General features: G+C 35.9%; 15 protein-coding genes and 1 tRNA gene. 12 read left to right on the top strand and 4 right to left on the bottom strand.

The annotated features are described in order from the left end of the window. Positions 1-75: 75 nt before the first annotated feature. Positions 76-1428 (bottom strand): Na+/H+ antiporter NhaA, encoded by a 1353-nt coding sequence (nhaA, locus tag FJA49_RS05195; RefSeq protein ID WP_139999563.1) that lies wholly within the window; start codon positions 1426-1428, stop codon positions 76-78. A gap of 93 nt (positions 1429-1521) precedes the next feature. Beyond that, a complete protein-coding gene (locus FJA49_RS05190; protein WP_139999561.1) occupies positions 1522-1980 on the bottom strand; it encodes an Lrp/AsnC family transcriptional regulator in 459 nt (152 codons plus the stop codon). Positions 1981-2149: 169 nt separating this feature from the next. Here FJA49_RS05190 and FJA49_RS05185 point away from each other — a divergent pair, with 169 nt between their 5' ends. Together FJA49_RS05185 and FJA49_RS05180 are read left to right on the top strand one after the other, a co-directional pair. Further along, a complete protein-coding gene (locus FJA49_RS05185; protein WP_139999559.1) occupies positions 2150-3376 on the top strand; it encodes an aminotransferase class V-fold PLP-dependent enzyme in 1227 nt (408 codons plus the stop codon). A 421-nt stretch (positions 3377-3797) separates the two neighbouring features. Then, the gene (locus FJA49_RS05180) at positions 3798-5981 is read left to right on the top strand and encodes a S9 family peptidase (RefSeq protein WP_139999557.1); all 2184 of its coding nucleotides are present in this window, start codon (positions 3798-3800) and stop codon (positions 5979-5981) included. A 50-nt stretch (positions 5982-6031) separates the two neighbouring features. On the opposite strand, the gene FJA49_RS05175 is transcribed toward FJA49_RS05180, so the two are convergent. Beyond that, positions 6032-7966: an amino acid permease gene (locus FJA49_RS05175; protein ID WP_139999555.1), complete on the bottom strand. Its 1935-nt coding sequence runs from the start codon at positions 7964-7966 to the stop codon at positions 6032-6034. A 293-nt stretch (positions 7967-8259) separates the two neighbouring features. Here FJA49_RS05175 and FJA49_RS05170 point away from each other — a divergent pair, with 293 nt between their 5' ends. The 10 genes from FJA49_RS05170 (at position 8260) to FJA49_RS05125 (ending at position 17255) form a co-directional block, all read left to right on the top strand. Then, a complete protein-coding gene (locus FJA49_RS05170; RefSeq protein ID WP_139999553.1) occupies positions 8260-8895 on the top strand; it encodes a peroxiredoxin in 636 nt (211 codons plus the stop codon). A 68-nt stretch (positions 8896-8963) separates the two neighbouring features. After that, positions 8964-9272: a thioredoxin family protein gene (locus tag FJA49_RS05165; protein ID WP_139999551.1), complete on the top strand. Its 309-nt coding sequence runs from the start codon at positions 8964-8966 to the stop codon at positions 9270-9272. A gap of 31 nt (positions 9273-9303) precedes the next feature. Continuing rightward, positions 9304-9561, top strand: coding sequence for a DUF6952 family protein (locus tag FJA49_RS05160; RefSeq protein ID WP_056066510.1), 258 nt, complete (start codon positions 9304-9306; stop codon positions 9559-9561). Positions 9562-10362: 801 nt separating this feature from the next. Further along, positions 10363-10860, top strand: a complete 498-nt coding sequence (tpx, locus tag FJA49_RS05155) for a thiol peroxidase (RefSeq protein ID WP_139999549.1) — start codon at positions 10363-10365, stop codon at positions 10858-10860. Positions 10861-10873: 13 nt separating this feature from the next. Next, positions 10874-11248: a diacylglycerol kinase family protein gene (locus FJA49_RS05150; protein WP_139999547.1), complete on the top strand. Its 375-nt coding sequence runs from the start codon at positions 10874-10876 to the stop codon at positions 11246-11248. A 40-nt stretch (positions 11249-11288) separates the two neighbouring features. Continuing rightward, a complete protein-coding gene (locus FJA49_RS05145; RefSeq protein WP_139999545.1) occupies positions 11289-13754 on the top strand; it encodes a DNA translocase FtsK in 2466 nt (821 codons plus the stop codon). Position 13755: 1 nt separating this feature from the next. Next, positions 13756-14400, top strand: coding sequence for a LolA family protein (locus FJA49_RS05140; protein WP_233590071.1), 645 nt, complete (start codon positions 13756-13758; stop codon positions 14398-14400). Positions 14401-14407: 7 nt separating this feature from the next. After that, the gene (locus tag FJA49_RS05135; RefSeq protein ID WP_139999541.1) at positions 14408-15877 is read left to right on the top strand and encodes an LptF/LptG family permease; all 1470 of its coding nucleotides are present in this window, start codon (positions 14408-14410) and stop codon (positions 15875-15877) included. Then, positions 15877-17013, top strand: coding sequence for a 3,4-dihydroxy-2-butanone-4-phosphate synthase (gene ribB / locus FJA49_RS05130; RefSeq protein ID WP_139999539.1), 1137 nt, complete (start codon positions 15877-15879; stop codon positions 17011-17013). The genes FJA49_RS05135 and ribB overlap by 1 nt, the downstream gene beginning before the upstream one ends. Before the next feature lie 157 nt (positions 17014-17170). Continuing rightward, a tRNA-Ser gene (locus tag FJA49_RS05125) sits at positions 17171-17255 on the top strand. 244 nt (positions 17256-17499) lie between these two features. Here FJA49_RS05125 and FJA49_RS05120 read toward each other — a convergent pair. Then, complete coding sequence (locus tag FJA49_RS05120) at positions 17500-19152, bottom strand: recombinase family protein (RefSeq protein WP_139999537.1); 1653 nt, start codon at positions 19150-19152, stop codon at positions 17500-17502. Between the last annotated feature and the right edge of the window lie 264 nt (positions 19153-19416).

Raw genomic sequence — 19416 nt, 5'->3', positions numbered from 1 at the left:
ACGATTTTCCACATATTTTAAAACTTTAACAAAATAAATACATAATAATCAGACTGATACTCATTAAACTACACATTAAACATTAATCCTAGCTGTTTCCTTTTTAGGTTTTCGATTAAGCAAAACATATCCTGAAATCCCGGCAATTATAGAAGCGGCAAATATAGCTATCTTGGCCTGTGTAACATGTTGTGGGCTATCATAAGCAAGTGTCGTTATAAAAAGACACATTGTAAAACCAATTCCTGACAAAATACTTATCCCCAAAAGATGATTGACTGTCATTTTCTTTGGGAGTTTCACCAGTTTTAGTTTAAGTAACAAAAACGTGATTCCGAAAATACCAAGAAACTTTCCTAGTACCAGTCCGGTCACTATACCAAAAAAGATATTATTTGAAAACAAATCTGCAAAGTCAATATCAAACACGACTCCAGCATTTGCCAAAGCAAAAATGGGCATAACGATAAAAGAGACAACGGGATGTAGACTATGTTCAAGACGCTGTAAAGGCGGCGTAGCGTGTTTTGTCATCGATTTCATTTTTTTGATAATGGATAACTGTTTTTTAGTTAGTGTAACACCAGAGAATGATTCCGCATCATTTAGCTCACCAGAATAGGACTTTATTTTGGATAGAAAACCCGTTTCACTTATTTTAGTAGTAGCAGGAATGGTAAAAGCCACTAACACAGCAGCTATTGTAGCATGTACACCCGAAAGTAAAAAGGGAATCCATACGCCAATAATACCTACAATACCATAAAAGAGTGTGCTCCTGACTCCTACCTTATTGGCTAGAATCAACAAAACAAAAAAGAGCAGTCCTAATCCCAAACTCCACAACGAAATTTCATTGGTATAGACCAGGGCAATTACTAAGACAGCTCCAATATCATCCACTATCCCAAAAGCGGTGAAAAATATCTTTACAGACACCGGAACCTTATCTCCTAATAAATATAAAATCCCCAACACAAAAGCAATATCACACGCCATAGGAATTCCCCAGCCATTGATTGCTTCGGTATCAGAACCATTAAAAAGAAAAAAGATAAGTGCGGGAAAAATCATTCCAGAAATCCCTACAACAATGGGAAGGATTGCATTTCTGAAACCTGACAATTGACCGTCTACCATTTCTCGTTTCAACTCCAATCCCAAAACAAAAAAGAATATAGAGATCAGACCATCATTAATCCAATGATGCAAATCATAATCTAAAAAAACAGTATCATTAAACCCAATTGAGATTCTGTTTTTCCAAAAACCTAAAAAAGATTCTGACCAGGGCGAATTTGCCAAAATAATGGCGATAATGGCAGCGCCCAAAAGGACTATGCCTCCCATAACAGAATTGCTTATAAATGATTTTAACGGATTGATTACATATTTGTCAACTGTGGCTTGTTGTAATTGATGTTGCATATAAAACTTTTTGTGATTCTCTCAAAAATAGCTTTTTAACATTTAAAAACCAATGATTGTGAATACATTAGCGTTTATTTAGCTTTTTAAAAATCAAAAAACAAAAGCGGTAGTATTCTTAACTTCCCCAATCATAAACATACTATGGGTACTGCCAATATGCTGTAAGCTTGTGAGTTTTGTAACCATAAATTCTCTATATTCTTCCATGTTTTCAACACAAATCTTCAAGATATAGTCATAATCTCCACTGACGTGAAAACACTCAAGGACTTCATTGAGTTGCACAACCTCTTTCTCAAACTGAGAAATAAACTCTTTGGTGTGCTGCATCAATTTCAAGTGACAGAAAACAACAAACCCTTTTTGAACGGAATTCTTATCTAAAAGAGCAACATATTTTTTTACAATTCCTTCCCTCTCAAGTTTTTTAATACGCTCATAGACTGCTGTGACAGAAAGATCTAGTTTCAGAGAAAGTTCTTTGGTGGTTCGTTTAGAATCTTCTTGTAGAAGTTTCAAAAGTTTCTTGTCTATAGTATCTAAAATCATTGTTGATGGATTTTCGGTTGATAAAAGAATTTACAATATCATTTGGTCAAAAAAACTATCAAAACTACTATTTATAGTTTAATTATCTAAATTTTAAACCTATTATTGATTTATTATTTATTTGATTGTTTTTTTGGTATCTATTTTATTCTTAACTATTACCATTCTTATGAAAGATTTCAATCCAGCAGACAATATTCAAGACTTACAATATTTTGGAGAATTTGGAGGTGTCAATCCTTCTATTTCGGATTCTTCTACCTATACGTTTTTGTCAGCAAAAACCATGTTTGACACTTTTGAAGGCAATGCCGAAGGCTGTTATCTATATTCCCGTCATTCTTCTCCAAGTAATTTATATCTTGACAAAGCTTTAGCTGCTATGGAAGGTACAGAATCTGCAAATGTGGCTGCTTCCGGTATGGGTGCGATTACACCAACATTATTACAGTTGTGTGGAACTGGCGACCATATTGTTTCCAGCAGAACAATCTACGGTGGTACTTATGCTTTCTTAAAGAATTTTACACCTAAATTCGGCATCAAGACGACATTTGTAGACATTACAAAGTTAGATGTAGTTGAAGCTTCTATTACGCCTGACACTAAAGTTCTTTATTGTGAAACTGTCAGCAACCCGCTTCTTGAAGTAGCTGATATTGCCGGTTTGGCTAAGATTGCTAAAAAACACAATATCAAATTGGTAGTCGATAATACTTTTTCTCCGTTGTCTGTTGCTCCGGCAAAACTGGGTGCGGATATCGTAATTCATAGTTTGACAAAATACATCAACGGAAGTAGCGATACCGTAGGTGGTGTTGTTTGTGCGTCGCAGGAATTTGTGAATAGCCTGAAAAATGTGAACAATGGTGCAAGTATGCTTTTGGGACCTACAATGGACAGTCTTCGTTCAGCAAGCGTTATGAAAAACCTAAGAACGTTACATATCCGTATCAAACAGCATAGCCACAACGCTCTTTATCTTGCTGAAAAGTTTGAAAAAGACGGATTAAAAACGGTTTATCCGGGATTAAAAAGCCATCCGAGCCATGAATTATACAAAAGCATGATTAACCCAGAATATGGTTTTGGAGGAATGATGACAATTGATGTAGGTACTCTGGACAAAGCAAACGAACTGATGGAATTGATGCAACAGCGAAATCTGGGCTATCTGGCAGTAAGTTTAGGATTTTATAAAACTCTATTCAGCGCACCTGGAACTTCTACATCAAGCGAAATTCCTTTAGAAGAACAAGCTGCAATGGGACTGACAGATGGATTAATCCGTTTTTCTATCGGATTAGACAATGATATCGAAAGAACCTATTCAATGATGAGAAGCTGTATGGAAGAATTAGGCGTATTGGATAAGTCTATCGCTTTAGCAAACTAATCAACCTAAATATAAACCGCAATGCCTTTTTAGTTCCAAACAGAACTATAAAGGCATTTTTTTATGGTATAAACATTTAAAAAACGCTGATCCCACTTAATCTCAGGATTTTCAGCCACCTCTTAAAAATCTGCCTTAATCTGTGAAATCAGCGGCATCCGTGTCCAAATTACAAGAACGCTGATTTTATCGATTTCGCTGATTTCACGGATTTCTTAGCTATTCCTAAAAATCTGCACTGGACTGCGAAATTAGTTGCATCCGTGTTCAAGAAAGACAAAACTTATAGAAGCCCTAATTCTATATGCTTTATCTCCTGAAAGAAGCAGCCAGACACTACATTTTTTATAAAATATTTGTAACAATCTTTTATTCTCACGACTACTATTTTAAGTAAATTAGCGACTTTAATTTTAACAACATGAAAAAAATATCTTTTTTATCAGCTTTCCTTCTGGCTGGGATTGTGGCTTATGCCCAAAAGAACCTGACTATTGAAGAGGCTACTTTTGGTCAGTATCGAAATTTTGCCGTTGAAAATCTGGTAGCTCCGAAATGGAGAAAAGACACGAAAGCGATAACTTATCTGGATAATTCGTATTCAAAACTAATTTCAAAAAGCGAAGAAGGCAATTGGGCTGAAACAATTGTTTTGACTAAAGCAGATCTTCAGGCAGCTTTGAAAAACAAATTTTCTACTGATGAATTCCAATTAAGAATGTTCCCGTATTCTTATACCTGGATTGACAAAAACACATTGGAATTTGAAGTCGATGGAAAAAACTCCAAATACCTTATCCAATTTGATGTTGATAAAAAAGAAGTCAAAAATGGTGTTGCTTTTTCTTCTGAAGGCAGAAATCAAATTATTTCGTCTGATGGAAAATATGCAGCCTGGCTTGATAATAACAATATCAAAATCACTACCAATTCAGGACAAACTACCAGCATAACTTCTGATGAGAATGCCGGAATCGTGAACGGAAGTGATTATACACACAGACAAGAATTTGGAATCAACCGCGGTATGTGGTGGAGTCCAAAAAACGACAAGTTGGCTTATTACAGAAAAGACGAGACAATGGTTGCCGATTACCCGCTTACTGACTTTAGTGCACGAATTGCAGCCAACAAAAACATCAAGTATCCGATGGCGGGTATGAAAAGTGAAGAAGTAACTCTTGTTGTTTATGATGTAAATTCTAAAAAATCAGTGACCCTACAAACTGGAGAGCCTAAAGAGCAGTTCTTAACTTGTATTACTTGGGATCTTAGCGGAAAATTCGTTTACATTGGAGTATTAAACAGAGAACAGAATCATTTGAAATTAAACAAATATGATGCTTCAACCGGAACTTTGGTAAAAACATTATTCGAAGAAAAAGCTTCAACTTATGTTGAGCCGCTACATGACCTGACTTTCCTTCCAAATTCTACTACTGAATTTTTATACAGAAGCGAAAAAGACGGTTTTGAACAATTGTATATTTATAATACAGATGGCAAACAAGTTCGAAAATTGGGTTATAACAATGTTGTAGTCACTACCCTATTGGATTTTGACAAAGAAGGAAAGAATGTGTTTTACATCGGAACATCAAATAACGGCTTGGACAGGCAATTCTTTAAAGTTGATTTGAAATCGGGCAAAACAACACAACTGACTACAGCTTCTGGAATGCACGGCGGTAGTATCAGCAGCGATGGAACATTATTGCTAGACCAATTTACCAACGTGACTACTCCAAACGAAGTGGCTATTGTAAATTTAAAAACAAATAAATCTACCAATCTGATCAAATCTGTGAATCCTTATTTAGGAAAAACAAATCTGCCAAAGATGGAATTGGTAACGATAACATCTGCGGATGGCAAAACACCTTTGAACGGACGTTTGATCTATCCGGCTAATTTTGACGCTACTAAAAAATATCCGGTAATGGTATATGTGTACGGTGGACCACACGCACAATTAGTACAAAATGAGTGGCTTGGTGGAGCTACCCTGTTTGATTTCTTTATGGCTCAGAATGAGTTTGTAGTATTCACAGTAGACAACAGAGGAAGTGATGCCAGAGGAAGAGATTTTGAACATGTAATCCACAGAAACCTTGGACAAAATGAAATGGCTGACCAGATGAAAGGAATTGAATTCCTAAAGTCAAAAAACTTTGTAGACCAAGACAGAATTGGAGTTTATGGATGGAGCTTTGGTGGTTTTATGACTACTTCATTGCTTTTGAACCACAGCGATGTTTTCAAAGTAGGTGTTGCAGGAGGTCCGGTTTGTGACTGGAAATACTATGAAGTAATGTATGGTGAAAGATATATGGACATGCCACAAGAAAACCCAGAAGGTTATGAAAAAGCGAGCGTTATCAACAAAGCCAAGCAATTGAAAGGACATCTTTTGATGATTCACGGAGCACAAGATCCGGTTGTTGTACAGCAAAACAGTATGGAATTTATCCAGGCCTGTATCAAAGAAGGAAAACAGGTTGATTATTTCTTATATCCTACTCACGAACATAACGTAAGCGGTAGAGACAGAATCCACTTAAATCAAAAGATTGCAGATTACTTCTTCTTGTATTTGAAGAAATAGTTTCTACTAATAAAAAAGCCGGCTTAATTAGCCGGCTTTTTTATTTCTATTTAATTTTCCTTTATAAAATTCAGCTTACTGTGTTTTCGGCTATAACCAAAATAAATTGCAAGTCCAATTAACAGCCAGACAAAGAAATAAATCCAGTTCCAGACGCTTAATTCTGCCATCATATACAAACAGCAGATTAATCCTAATAATGGAATCAGAGATAAATTTTGACGGAAAGCCCATATAGCCAAACCTACCAAAACAGTCAGGAAAATCCACATAGGAATTTTGTGCTTGAATAAGGCAAAACCGGTTTCATACTTCAATGATTTATCTATTGGAAGCGATTCAACAACAGAGACATATTCTGCCTCATTTTCCTGAAAATCGCTTAATATCTGTTCTAAATCTGTAGTCTTATTAAATACTCTTTCTTTGTGGTTTTCAACCAGAAATTTATACACCTCTTCTGTCTCAGTTTTACTCAAAGAAGTAACGATGGAAGCCGGACTATTGATCTGCGGCACATTCGTTATAAAATCCATCGTATTCTTTTTATTGTAGGTAAACGAATAAGCGATTCCAGCAAGCAATAAAACCGGAATGATGTATTTAGAATTAATATAGGGTGTTTTAAACTTCCCACGCGGAATATTCGGCTTATTTTGTAATACTAAAACTCCTGCACAAACCAGTACAAAAGCAAATAATGTTCCTATACTGCACAAATCGGTAACCATGGTCAGGTTTAGGAAAAGTGCCGGAATAGCAACTACAAAGCCGGTTACGATGGTCGCAAATGAAGGCGTTTTAAATCTAGGGTGTACTCTTGAAAATTTCTGCGGCAGCAAACCATCACGGCTCATGCTCATCCAGATTCTAGGCTGTCCCATCTGGAATACCAACAATACGCTGGCCATAGCAACAACAGCACTTACGGCAATAATTCCTGACATCCATTTCAAATCCAGCTTGTCGAATACAAAAGCTAATGGATCACCTACATTCAAAGAATTGTATTTTACCATTCCAGTCAATACCAGCGCTATAGCAATATATAATATCGTACATATAATAATCGCCCACATCATACCTCTTGGGAGATCACGTTGCGGATTCTTGCATTCTTCAGCTGTTGTAGAAATAGCATCAAAACCTATATACGCAAAAAACACAGCCGAAACTCCTTTTAATACGCCATTCACGCCATTAGGAGCAAATGGGTCCCAATTCGCTGTATCGACATAGAAAACACCTACTGCAATTACCAAAAGTATAACGCAAAGCTTAACGACAACCATCAGGTTGCTGGCGTTTCTGGATTCTTTCATTCCTCTGTATACCAAAGCAGTAATTAAAACAATGATAAACAAAGCAGGAATGTCAGTTACAAGATGAAATGAGCCAATTACAGGTGAAGTTGTCCAAGCTGTATAGGCGTCCTGTAATCCCGCATCAAGATTGGCAAATGTTTTTCCGCCTTGCATTAAGGCAGTTGCCTCAGTATAGCCATTAGAAGCCGTAAGATAATCCATCTGTATCCATTGGGGCAAATGGAGTCCTCCACTCTCGAGCAATCCTGTAAAATAATCACTCCACGATATGGCTACAGTAATATTCCCGATAGCATATTCCATAATCAGGGCCCAGCCAATAACCCAGGCAATCAATTCTCCAAAAGCAACATACGAATAGGTATAGGCACTACCGGAAACAGGCACCATGGAAGCAAATTCAGCATAAGCAAAAGCGGCAAAACTACAGGCCAAGGCTGTAAACAGAAACAAAAAGATAACGGCCGGTCCTCCGTCAGCACTGGCTTTTCCAATTGTACTGAAAATCCCGGCACCAACTATGGCTGCTATTCCAAAAGCAGTCAAATCTCTCGCTGTCAGGTGTTTTCCTAATGAACTGTGTCCGTCTATTTCGTTTTTTTCAACCTGCTTTAAAATATCCTGTACTGTCTTTTTTCTAAATAAACTGGAAAAACTCATATATGGAAGTGCGTATTTAATTGATTTTGTGAAGAATCTGTTTCTATGGTTTAAATTTTAACCAAAAACAAATATATAAAACCAAACTTAATAATGGGATTTATGAAAAAGAAAAATGCCAAAACTGCGAATTCAATAAAATTAGAAAACAAAAATTAGAAAATTCTCAGTAGACCCAAAACAATAGCCTTAAACTATCGATAAATAAATATATATAATAATTTTCTATGTGTAAAAGCAAATCATAAGTGTAGTTTTGCATCAGAAAAAAATAACTTTTAAACCAAATAATTATGTCATTAGTAGGAAAAAAATTCCCAAGCATTGCAGTAGATGCTATTTCAGAAATGGGTGATAATCTAAAAATCAACATTTTTGAAGAAGCAGTAAACAACAACAAAAAAGTATTATTGTTCTGGTACCCAAAAGATTTCACTTTTGTTTGCCCAACAGAATTACACGCCTTCCAAGCTGCATTGCCAGAGTTTGAAAAAAGAAACACTATCGTAATTGGAGCTTCTTGCGACACTAACGAAGTGCACTTTGCATGGTTGAACACTCCAAAAAACAACGGAGGAATCGAAGGTGTTACTTATCCAATCTTAGCGGATACTAACCGTAACCTTGCTAACATTCTTGGAATTTTAGACATCGAATCTACAAGCTACAGCGAAGAAACTGATTCAGTAATCATCGAAGGTTCAAACGTAACGTACAGAGCTACTTATTTGATTGATGAGACAGGAAAAATCTTCCACGAAAGCGTAAACGACATGCCATTAGGAAGAAACGTTGCTGAATACTTAAGACTAGTTGATGCTTACACTCACGTACAAACTAAAGGTGAAGTATGTCCTGCTAACTGGGAAGAAGGAAAAGAAGCTATGTTCGCTACAAGAGAAGGTGTTGCTTCTTACTTGAATAACTAATAACAATTCCGATTGCCGTCTTCATGACATCATAAAGACGGCAATTTATAAACACAAAAAAGATTGCTATGTTAATTGATTTAAACGAAGACACACTACAGGATTTAGTAAACTCTAATGAAAAAGTTGTCGTGCAATATTCTGCTTCCTGGTGTGGAAACTGCCGTATCATGAAGCCGAAATTTAAAAAACTGGCTACAGAAAACGAAAGCATGACTTTTGTTTTGGTAGATGCTGAAAATTCACCAGAATCCAGAAAATTGGCTAATGTGTCCAACCTGCCTACATTCGCAACTTTCGTAAACGGGCAGCTTGTAAACCAGACACAGACAAATAAAGCAGAAGTTTTATCAGAATTGGTAAATGAAATAGCTTAATTGAACCATTAAAAAACTTAAGAAATCAAATATGAAATTACCCGTTATCAAACATTTAACTCAATTTATTGAAGAAAACGATCAGGATTATATTATCGAAACAATCGAGGTACTTGAGGCTTTGACCGAAGTTCCGTCACTCAAAGATGAAGAACTGGATGTTATCGGGGAATTGATTTCTAATATGTATGGCGCTCTTGAAGTCAATAAAATGATAAAAGACGGTACAGATAAAAAGGAAGCGCTGAATAAATTTATGCAGCGGGTTCTTGGCTCCATTGACAAATAAATCCTTTTTGCCTTATAAAAATTCGCTCTCTTTTCGGGAGCGTTTTTTTTTATTTTCTCCAGATTTTCAAATAACAGCTTTTGCAGCCTTAAAAATTTGGAATATCTTTAAAAATCAATATGTTTGTAGTGTAACCAATTTAGAAATCTTCTTTTTGTTATGACAGACAAATTGTTCCATATAAAAAGTCTTTCTATTCTACAGACACCAGTTCTTGTAGGGTTGGCTCATTTGATGGCTAACCGACCTCTGTTTCAAATTCGCAAATCTAAAATCATCTTCCCGAATTTTTAAGCACTCGCGAGTGTGCTTAAAAAAACCTGAATCTATACCGCTACATTTCTAGCAGGCATTGTCATGTCCGCCCCTAACTCGCAGGTATATCTTTCTATAGGTTTTATTATTCCATTGATATATAATTTTATTTCATAACCCTTTAAAAGTTACAATCATGGCTAAAGGAAAAAATTTAAAAGCCCCTACAGTTGATTTAAAAGAAAAGAAACAAGAAAAAATAAAACAAAAATTAGAGGCTAAGCAAACCCGTAAGCGCAAATAAGCCAGACTTATAAAGTCATAAACCAGAAAGTCCCTTGCAAAAAACGACAAGGGACTTTTTTATTGCCTTTCCTAGACAAATCTAAATTTGTTTTTAGCTTCACTCCTTTCTACAATACTTTTCATATACAATAAGCCCTGATACAAATTCACTACCGTTCTATGCAATGGGAGAGTTTTTTGTTTTCAGTCCTTTTAACAAATATATTTTTCATACTTTTGAACCTTATAAAATTTAAAAAAATGGCTACAGTAACATTAGGAGGAAATCCAGTAAAGACAAGCGGTGAATTACCAAAAGTAGGTTCAAAAGCACCTGATTTCAAATTAGTGAATAAAGATTTAGGCGTTGTGTCGCTTTCTGATTTCGCAGGAAAAAAATTAATACTGAACGTTTTCCCTAGCATTGATACTGCAACTTGTGCTACTTCTGTCAGAAATTTTAATGCTAAAGCAAGCGGTTTGGAGAATACTACTGTACTTTGTATCTCTAGAGACCTTCCTTTTGCACAAAAACGTTTCTGTGGTGCGGAAGGATTAGATAATGTAGTCAACCTTTCTGATTTCAGAGATGGAAGTTTTGGAAAAAACTACGGACTGGAAATTGCAGATAGCGCTTTGGCAGGACTACATTCTCGTGCGGTTATTGTTCTTGACGAAAACGGTACTGTAATCCATACAGAACAGGTTTCTGAAATTGCCAACGAGCCTAACTACGAAAGTGCTTTGGCCGTACTATAAATTATAACACGATATGAAGACAGACCATTCTTTTGTAACCGGCCGGCTAAAAAGTTTTAAGTATGCCATTCGTGGCGCTTACAAGCTAGTTTCGACCGAACATAGCATTATGGTTCAGTTTTTTCTAGGAATTGCAATAACTGTTGCAGGATTCTATTTTAATATTTCTAAAACAGAATGGCTGTTCCAGACAATGGCAATTGGGCTGGTCTTAAGTATCGAGGGACTGAATACGGCTGTAGAAAAAATAGCCGATTTTATTCATCCTAATTTTCATGATAAAATTGGTTTTATAAAGGATGTCGCTGCCGGAGCCGTATTTTTTGCTGCGGTTGCCGCCATCGCTGTCGGCCTAATCATATATATACCGAAATTTCAAAATTTGTAGAAAATTTATTTATTTTTACATCTAATCATCTCCTCTTTTAATGGCTAAAACGACAAAAAAAGAAACAGCTGGCAAGACGGATTCTCAAGCTTCTGAGAAAAAAACATGGAAACTGACAAGACAGCACAAAGTAATCTTTGGAGCCTTATTAGTCTTGTTTTCTGTTGCCCTATTGCTTGCTTTTATATCTTTCTTCCTATACGGTCAATATGACCAGAGCGCTGTAGATGCTTTGACAGACCGATCTATTGAAGTCCAAAACTGGTTAGGAAAATTTGGTGCTTACCTTGCCAATTTATTCTTATACCAAGGATTTGGTGTTGCCTCGTTTCTTTTGGTACGATTGTTTTTTATAACCGGGATGTATCTCATATTGGACTTGCCGGTAAAAAAACTTAAAAACACCTGGTTCTGGGATTTATTTGCCATTATCATTATCTCCATATTATTTGGATTTTTTGCCGATTTCCTACCTGAATTAGGTGGTGTGATTGGTTTTGAAATGAATCTTTTCATTCAGGATTATCTTGGAAAAGCAGGTACTTTACTCGTATTGGTTTTTGGGCTTCTTGTCTATTTAATCTTTAAGATGAAAGTTTCGCCAGACGGTATCAAGAATTATTTCGAAGCTAAAAAGAGAAAGGCTGAAGAAGAAGCTATAGCGGAATCTGTTGTCGCTCCAGTCGCTGTAAAAGAATTGACAGACGAAATTCTGGAAGAAGATATTATTGAAGAAGAGGATGAAGAGGAAATTGAGGAACCTACTCTAAAACCGGTTTCCCAATTTGAAATCAATAAGGAAGCTTTAAAACCTACCATCAATAATCCATCGCATATAACAATCGAACCTATTGTTAAGCCTCCGGTAGCTCCCGTACATTCGCATGAACCGGAAATTATCGAAACAAATGACGATGCTTTTGTAATCGAGAAATTTGCTGAAGAAGACACGGTTATTGAAAATTTGGCGTCAAAATTAGTAGCTGACTTTGGAGAATTTGATCCAACTTTAGACCTATCTAATTATAAATTCCCTACACTGGATCTTTTAAAAGAGTATTCTAGCGGAGGAATTACAATCAATCAGGAAGAACTTGAAGAAAATAAAAACAGGATTGTTGAGACATTACGAAACTATAAAATAGAAATTGCCCAAATCAAGGCTACAGTTGGTCCTTCCGTAACATTGTATGAAATTGTTCCGGAAGCTGGTATCCGAATTTCAAAAATCAAGAGTCTGGAAGATGATATTGCCTTGTCATTATCTGCTTTGGGAATCCGTATTATTGCACCAATTCCAGGAAAAGGAACGATTGGTATCGAGGTTCCAAACAAGAATCCTACTATGGTTTCTATGAAAAGCGTCATTGGAGCTGCTAAATTTCAGGAAGCAGAAATGGAACTTCCGATTGCACTGGGTAAAACCATTTCAAACGAAACATTTGTAGTCGATTTAGCCAAGATGCCTCACCTTTTGATGGCAGGTGCTACCGGGCAAGGAAAATCTGTCGGGTTAAATGCTGTATTGACTTCATTGCTTTACAAAAAACACCCGGCCGAGGTAAAATTTGTTTTGGTCGACCCTAAAAAAGTAGAACTTACATTATTCAATAAAATAGAGCGCCATTATCTTGCCAAGCTTCCAGATACGGAAGAAGCTATTATTACAGATAATGCTAAAGTAATCAATACCTTGAACTCGCTTTGCGTTGAAATGGATAACCGTTATTCTTTATTAAAAGACGCTATGGTGCGTAACATTAAAGAATACAACGAAAAGTTTAAGCTAAGAAAACTAAATCCGGAAAACGGACACCGATTCTTACCTTATATCGTTTTGGTAGTGGATGAATTTGCAGATCTTATCATGACTGCCGGTAAAGAAGTCGAAACTCCTATTGCTCGACTAGCGCAGTTGGCCAGAGCCATTGGTATACATTTGATTATTGCAACACAAAGACCATCGGTTAATGTTATTACAGGTATAATCAAAGCGAACTTCCCTGCAAGGATTGCTTTCCGTGTTACTTCAAAAATAGATTCCAGAACTATTTTGGATACACAGGGTGCCGATCAGCTTATCGGTCGTGGAGATTTATTATACACTAATGGAAACGATGTAATCCGCGTACAGTGTGCCTTTGTAGACACACCGGAAGTAGAAAAAATTACCGAATTTATAGGTTCACAAAAAGCCTATCCTAACGCATATCTCCTTCCTGAGTATGTTGGAGAAGAAAATGGCATTAAACTTGATGTGGATATATCCGAAAGAGATTCCATGTTCAGGGAAGCTGCCGAAATCATTGTTACAGCACAACAAGGTTCAGCCTCCTTGCTACAGCGCAAGCTAAAGCTAGGCTACAACCGTGCCGGAAGATTAATTGATCAGTTGGAAGCCGCTGGAATTGTTGGCCCTTTTGAGGGAAGCAAAGCCAGAAGCGTTAACATCCCGGACTTGAGCTCTCTTGACCAATTCTTTAACAATGAGCAAAACGATTTTTAAAATGAAAAGGTTATTACCCATTATTGCATTATTTTTTATCTCCATTACTATCCAGGCACAGAACAGCCAAAAAGCTAGAAATCTGCTGGACGAAGTATCTGCCAAAGTGAAAAGCTATGATAATATTTCTATCGATTTCAAATATTCTTTGACCAATCCAAAGGAAAATCTAAATCAGGAAAGCAAAGGAAATGTCATCATGCAAGGCAATAAATATGTATTGAACTTCATGGGAGTAACCAAAATTTATGACGGAAAAAAAATATACAATATTGTTCCCGAAGACGAAGAAATAAGCATTTCAAAATTTGACGAAAATGAAGAAGACGCTGTAACGCCTTCAAAAATGCTGACCTTTTTTAACCACGGATTCAAGTATTCTTGGGATATACTACAAAACGTACGTGGTAGAAAAATCCAATACGTAAAATTAGTCCCTACCAGTTCAAAAGACGATAGAAAAGAAATCTATCTGGGCATAGATGTACAGACAAAACACATCTATAACCTTATGGAAGTAGGAAAGAATGGATCAAAAACTACAATCACTGTTAATTCTTTTAAAACCAATCAGCCATTATCAAAAAATCAATTTACCTTTGCGGAAAGTAAATACCCTAATTACTATATCAACAAACTAGATTGACACATAGGTGAAAATTCTTGACAGATACATTCTAACGACCTTCCTGAAGACATTAGCTACGGTTTTTGTAATTCTTTTTTTCATTTTCATCCTGCAGGCAGTTTGGCTTTTTATTGCTGAATTAGCCGGAAAAGACTTGGATGTCCTTCTGATTGTAAAATTCCTTCTGTTCTACTCGCCAAAGATGATCCCTTTGGTTCTGCCACTTTCTATATTACTGGCTTCTATCATGACTTTTGGAAACCTGGCAGAGAACTACGAATTTGCGGCCATGAAATCTTCAGGGATTTCACTTCAGAGAGCCATGAAAAGTCTAATGGTATTTATCATCTTTTTAAGTATCATCGCTTTCTTTTTTGCCAACAATATTATTCCAGCAGCAGAATATAAATTCTTAAACCTCAGACGAGATATTGTCCAGACCAAACCCGCTATGGCTATTGCAGAAGGACAATTTAGTGATGTGGGTGAATACAACATCAAAGTCAACAAAAAAACAGGAGACAAAGGCGAAAAACTAAGCGGGGTCACTATCCATAAAAAAGCAGCCAACGGTATGGGCAATAATATTGTCATCAAGGCTAAAAAGGGTTTATTGGTAAATCAGGAAGAATCTTCCATGCTGCAAATGATACTGTTTGATGGCAATTATTACGAAAATATTATTCCAAAAAAATACGAAGAACGTAACAGAGTTCCTTTTGTCAAGGCTTCATTTAAAAAAGACATTATCAATATCGACCTATCCAAATTGAATACAGTTGAAGACGAATCAAGTATTACAAATACCAATGCAATGCTTAACGTAAGCGAGCTTACTTACACTCTGGATTCGCTTCACAAAAACTTCAATAAAGATTTGGTCTCTTTTGCAGAAAACATCTACCTCAGAAGCGGAATTGTTAATTATAAAGATCATGGCCCTACTGCAGCTGCTGTTACCATTGCCAAACCTAAAAAGGATTCTGTCGTAACTGACCTATTAAGTGTCGTATCAACAGCTGAAAAATCAAGGGTACTAGAAATTGCTGTAGGTAACCTGGAGAGTGCAAAATTCTCGATTGAAGGAACAAAGCAAGAAGTAGAAGTCAAGCAAAAAAACATCAACAACCACTGGTTGGCATTGTATGAAAAATTTGTCATTGCTTTTTCCTGCATACTAATGTTCTTTATTGGAGCTCCATTGGGTGCTATTATACGTAAAGGAGGATTGGGATTACCTATTGTATTTGCTGTCCTAATTTTTATTACCTTCCATTTTATCAATACTTTTGGGCGAAAACTAGCCCAGGAAAACGGAATCCCGCCTTTTCTAGGCTCGTGGATGTCCTCATTTGTTTTGTCTCCTTTAGCCGTCTTACTGACTTATAGGGCTACCAATGATATTGGATTAATCAATATGGATGTCATCCTCTCTCCTATCCAGAAAGGATTCCAGAAACTATTCAGAATTAAAAACAACAACACACCTAAATAATGTCCGAGAATAAAATTACAAAGCTTAATACTATAGAAGAAGCGATTGAAGATATCCGTCAAGGAAAAATTATCATTGTCGTTGATGATGAAGATCGCGAAAACGAAGGCGACTTTATTGCTGCTGCAGAAAAAGTAACTCCAGAAATGATTAATTTCATGGCAACTCATGGTCGTGGGCTTATCTGTGCTCCACTAACCGAGGCTCGCTGTAAGGAATTAGACCTTAACCTGATGGTTACTAATAATACGGTATTGCATGAAACTCAATTTACAGTTTCTGTTGACCTGATTGGTCATGGTTGTACAACGGGAATCTCCGTTCATGACCGTGCCAAAACCATACAGTTTTTAGTTGACGATAATACCAAACCGGAAGATTTGGGACGACCAGGGCATATTTTTCCGCTTAGAGCAAAACAAGGCGGCGTTTTAAGAAGAACTGGCCATACCGAAGCCGCTATTGACCTTGCACGTCTTGCTGGACTAAAACCAGCTGGAATCCTTGTAGAAATCCTAAATGAAGATGGTTCTATGGCTCGTTTGCCACAACTGTTTGAAGTAGCTAAAAAATTCGACTTGAAAATCATTTCTATCGAAGATTTAGTGGCTTACAGAATGCAGCACGATAGCCTTATCCAAAAGAAAGAAGATTTCGAGATCGAAACCCGTTTTGGTACGTTTAGACTAAGAGCTTATCTACAAACTACAAACAAGCAGGTTCACCTTGCTCTTACTAAAGGAAGCTGGAATATCGGAGAGTCGATATTGACCCGTATCAATTCAACCCAGGTCAATAATGATATATTAGGCACGCTTACAAATGATCCGGACCAGAAACTGGAAAAGATGTTCCAAAAGATCAATGAAGAAGGAAAAGGTGCTATTTTATTCATCAATCAGGAAATCCAGCCTATCGAGCTCTTAAATCGGATCACAGAACTAAAAGGATTACAGGAAAAAGGAGTTTTTAAGGCGCCACAGTTAAAAATGGATAACAAAGATTTTGGTATCGGAGCACAAATCCTGCATGATATTGATATCACCAACATCCGATTATTATCGAATTCTGAGCAAACAAAACGTGTCGGAATGATTGGATACGGCTTGGAAATTATGGAATACGTCGAATTCTAAAAAAATAAATGAATTTTATTTTTGGTGTAAACACTAGAAAATGAAATGATTAAAAATGTTGCTAAAAAATGTTTTGAATTTTACCTTCAAAATGTTTTGAAACTCAAAAAAGGTTTCTATATTTGCACTCGCAATCAGGAAATGATAGCAACATATTGGAGAAATGGCAGAGTGGTCGATTGCGGCAGTCTTGAAAACTGTTGACTGTAACAGGTCCGGGGGTTCGAATCCCTCTTTCTCCGCTGAAAGGTGTAAATCAAAAGATTTGCACCTTTTTTTATTATAAAAACATGATAATAAGGTACTTACTCCTAAAAATTATTGTTCGATAGTAAAATTCATCAATTTTACCCACTAGAGTCTTTATCTGAATAAGCGCTTGATTTTTAGATAAATACGCTTTAATTAGATTAATTAAGAGTTTGTCAGTATTTAAAAAAAATAGACAAACGTGAAAGGGATTCGAACACCATAAATATTTGATTATTAATCATATACTAATTGTCGATTATTGTTATGTATTATTTTTATAAGTCCAATAAGAAAACAAGCTATTTCTTGGGCAGATTCTTTTGAGACAGTATTATCATTTTTACTTTCAATAGCCATTATTTCGTCTACAAGTTGAGAAAATTCAGTTGGTAATTTTAATTTGAGATTAAGAAGCTCTACAAATTTAAAAGAAGAACTTTTCGTTCTAAAAACTTTTAGCATAATAGGGTTCAGAACCTCTTTAAAAGCCAAATTCTTATTTAGTATTATATGCTGATTTAATAAAAGGCATAGCATTTTTTTTTGTGTATTGGTTTCCGCCTGTTCGAATGAAATGCCAATTTCATGAATTGATTTGATGATATTATTAATTCTCTGATATAAAAATTTATTCTTGTCTGGAATACTTTTGAAATCTTTACCAAAACCATGAATCTTATTTTCGCAGTCTTTTTTGATTAAAATGTAATCGTCATAATCTATTTCATCATGTAGAAGCAGAAGTTTAGCTTTTAGAATCCTTTCGACAAGTTTTTCGATGCTTTGTGATAACACTTTGTCATTGGAAATCTTTTCCTCACGAATATCTTTACAGGTATATATTATAAATTTAAAACATAGGTCAATATAATCTTCTTTTAATTCCAGGGTCTTTAATTCATCCTTAAAAAAGGAATTTATTTTATCGGCTCTCAATCGGAATCCGCATTTTGAATTACAATGATAGTAAGCATAATGATGTATTTTTCCCTTTGATAAACTACCTGTTAATTTTTTATCACATTGTGGGCAAAAAAGGAAACCTCGTAATATCATATACTCATCAAGATTGCTTCTTTTAACCGGGCTGGTTTTTTTATTAAGAATCCCTTGAACCTTCAAAAATTTGCTTTCATCGACTATGCCTTTGTGGAGTCCATCTGTTAAATGAGCATTTTGTTCTTTAAATTCAGGGACAAATATTTTACCGCAATAAAGTGGATTACATAGAATCCTTCTAAATGTGTTGATACTACATTTTAAATTTCCCCCTAATTGATCATAAATAGCTTTTACGGATTTTGTCCTTTCTAAGACCATATCAAATGCCTGCCTTATAAAGGTCGCTTCAGGTTCCTTAGGGTGAATACCCCTTTTGTTATCAGGAAGAAGAATGGCAGTATATCCCAATGGAATATGAGCAGTCCATCTACCCTCTTCTTTAGCTTTATGAATGCCTTCTTTTACATTCATTGATCTTCTGTCATTTTCTGCTTCGGAGGTTGCCAGATAGACACTAAGAATTATCTTGTTTTCAGGAATCGAAAGATCAAGTTTTTGATCAATTGCCTGAGGAGATATTCCCATTTTGTATAACTGGGAAATAACGTAGTAGGCGTCCCCAACATTACGACTGAATCTATCCCATTTTGTAAATAATATGAAATTGGGTCTTTGATATTTTTTGATTCTGAGTTCGGTCATTAATATTTTCCATCCTGGTCTTTCAAAATTTCTTGCAGAATAATCTTCAAAAATTACATCAATTACGTCAATATTATTTGAGATACAGTATTGTTCTAAATGTTCTCTCTGATAACGCTGAGAATAGCCCCTAATGGCTTGCTCATCAGTGCTTACACGAATGTATAAAATTGCTGTGGTCATGGTTTTCTAATGATAACGCAGCTTATCAGAAAAAAATTGACTTTCGAAGGCTTATATCTAATTATGGTTTCCCGTAAAATACAGATCTGCTGTTTTTATTATATTTGTTAGAATGATAGTTATTAGTTTAGTAGAGATTTAATAACATGTACTTGACTGCTGTTGCTTGACAATAGAAGATGACGGAGAATAAAATGTATCTTACCGCAAGGGAAAAAGATAAAAAGAGATAGTTCAAATGCAACTATCAATTCGCAATTAATT

Origin of the sequence: Flavobacterium microcysteis, from assembly GCF_006385255.1 — a bacterium.
GTDB lineage: Bacteria > Bacteroidota > Bacteroidia > Flavobacteriales > Flavobacteriaceae > Flavobacterium > Flavobacterium microcysteis.
This window is presented reverse-complemented; position numbering and strand designations above follow the sequence as displayed.

What these genes read in the sequence shown, in the direction of transcription:
- tpx (WP_139999549.1), top strand. Translation starts at nt 10,363, where the DNA reads ATGGCTACAGTAACATTAGGAGGAAATCCAGTAAAGACAAGCGGTGAA.
- FJA49_RS05185 (WP_139999559.1), top strand. Translation starts at nt 2,150, where the DNA reads ATGAAAGATTTCAATCCAGCAGACAATATTCAAGACTTACAATATTTT.
- nhaA (WP_139999563.1), bottom strand. Translation starts at nt 1,428, where the DNA reads ATGCAACATCAATTACAACAAGCCACAGTTGACAAATATGTAATCAAT.
- FJA49_RS05175 (WP_139999555.1), bottom strand. Translation starts at nt 7,966, where the DNA reads ATGAGTTTTTCCAGTTTATTTAGAAAAAAGACAGTACAGGATATTTTA.
- FJA49_RS05170 (WP_139999553.1), top strand. Translation starts at nt 8,260, where the DNA reads ATGTCATTAGTAGGAAAAAAATTCCCAAGCATTGCAGTAGATGCTATT.
- FJA49_RS05140 (WP_233590071.1), top strand. Translation starts at nt 13,756, where the DNA reads ATGAAAAGGTTATTACCCATTATTGCATTATTTTTTATCTCCATTACT.
- FJA49_RS05190 (WP_139999561.1), bottom strand. Translation starts at nt 1,980, where the DNA reads ATGATTTTAGATACTATAGACAAGAAACTTTTGAAACTTCTACAAGAA.
- FJA49_RS05150 (WP_139999547.1), top strand. Translation starts at nt 10,874, where the DNA reads ATGAAGACAGACCATTCTTTTGTAACCGGCCGGCTAAAAAGTTTTAAG.
- ribB (WP_139999539.1), top strand. Translation starts at nt 15,877, where the DNA reads ATGTCCGAGAATAAAATTACAAAGCTTAATACTATAGAAGAAGCGATT.
- FJA49_RS05165 (WP_139999551.1), top strand. Translation starts at nt 8,964, where the DNA reads ATGTTAATTGATTTAAACGAAGACACACTACAGGATTTAGTAAACTCT.
- FJA49_RS05180 (WP_139999557.1), top strand. Translation starts at nt 3,798, where the DNA reads ATGAAAAAAATATCTTTTTTATCAGCTTTCCTTCTGGCTGGGATTGTG.
- FJA49_RS05145 (WP_139999545.1), top strand. Translation starts at nt 11,289, where the DNA reads ATGGCTAAAACGACAAAAAAAGAAACAGCTGGCAAGACGGATTCTCAA.
- FJA49_RS05120 (WP_139999537.1), bottom strand. Translation starts at nt 19,152, where the DNA reads ATGACCACAGCAATTTTATACATTCGTGTAAGCACTGATGAGCAAGCC.
- FJA49_RS05160 (WP_056066510.1), top strand. Translation starts at nt 9,304, where the DNA reads ATGAAATTACCCGTTATCAAACATTTAACTCAATTTATTGAAGAAAAC.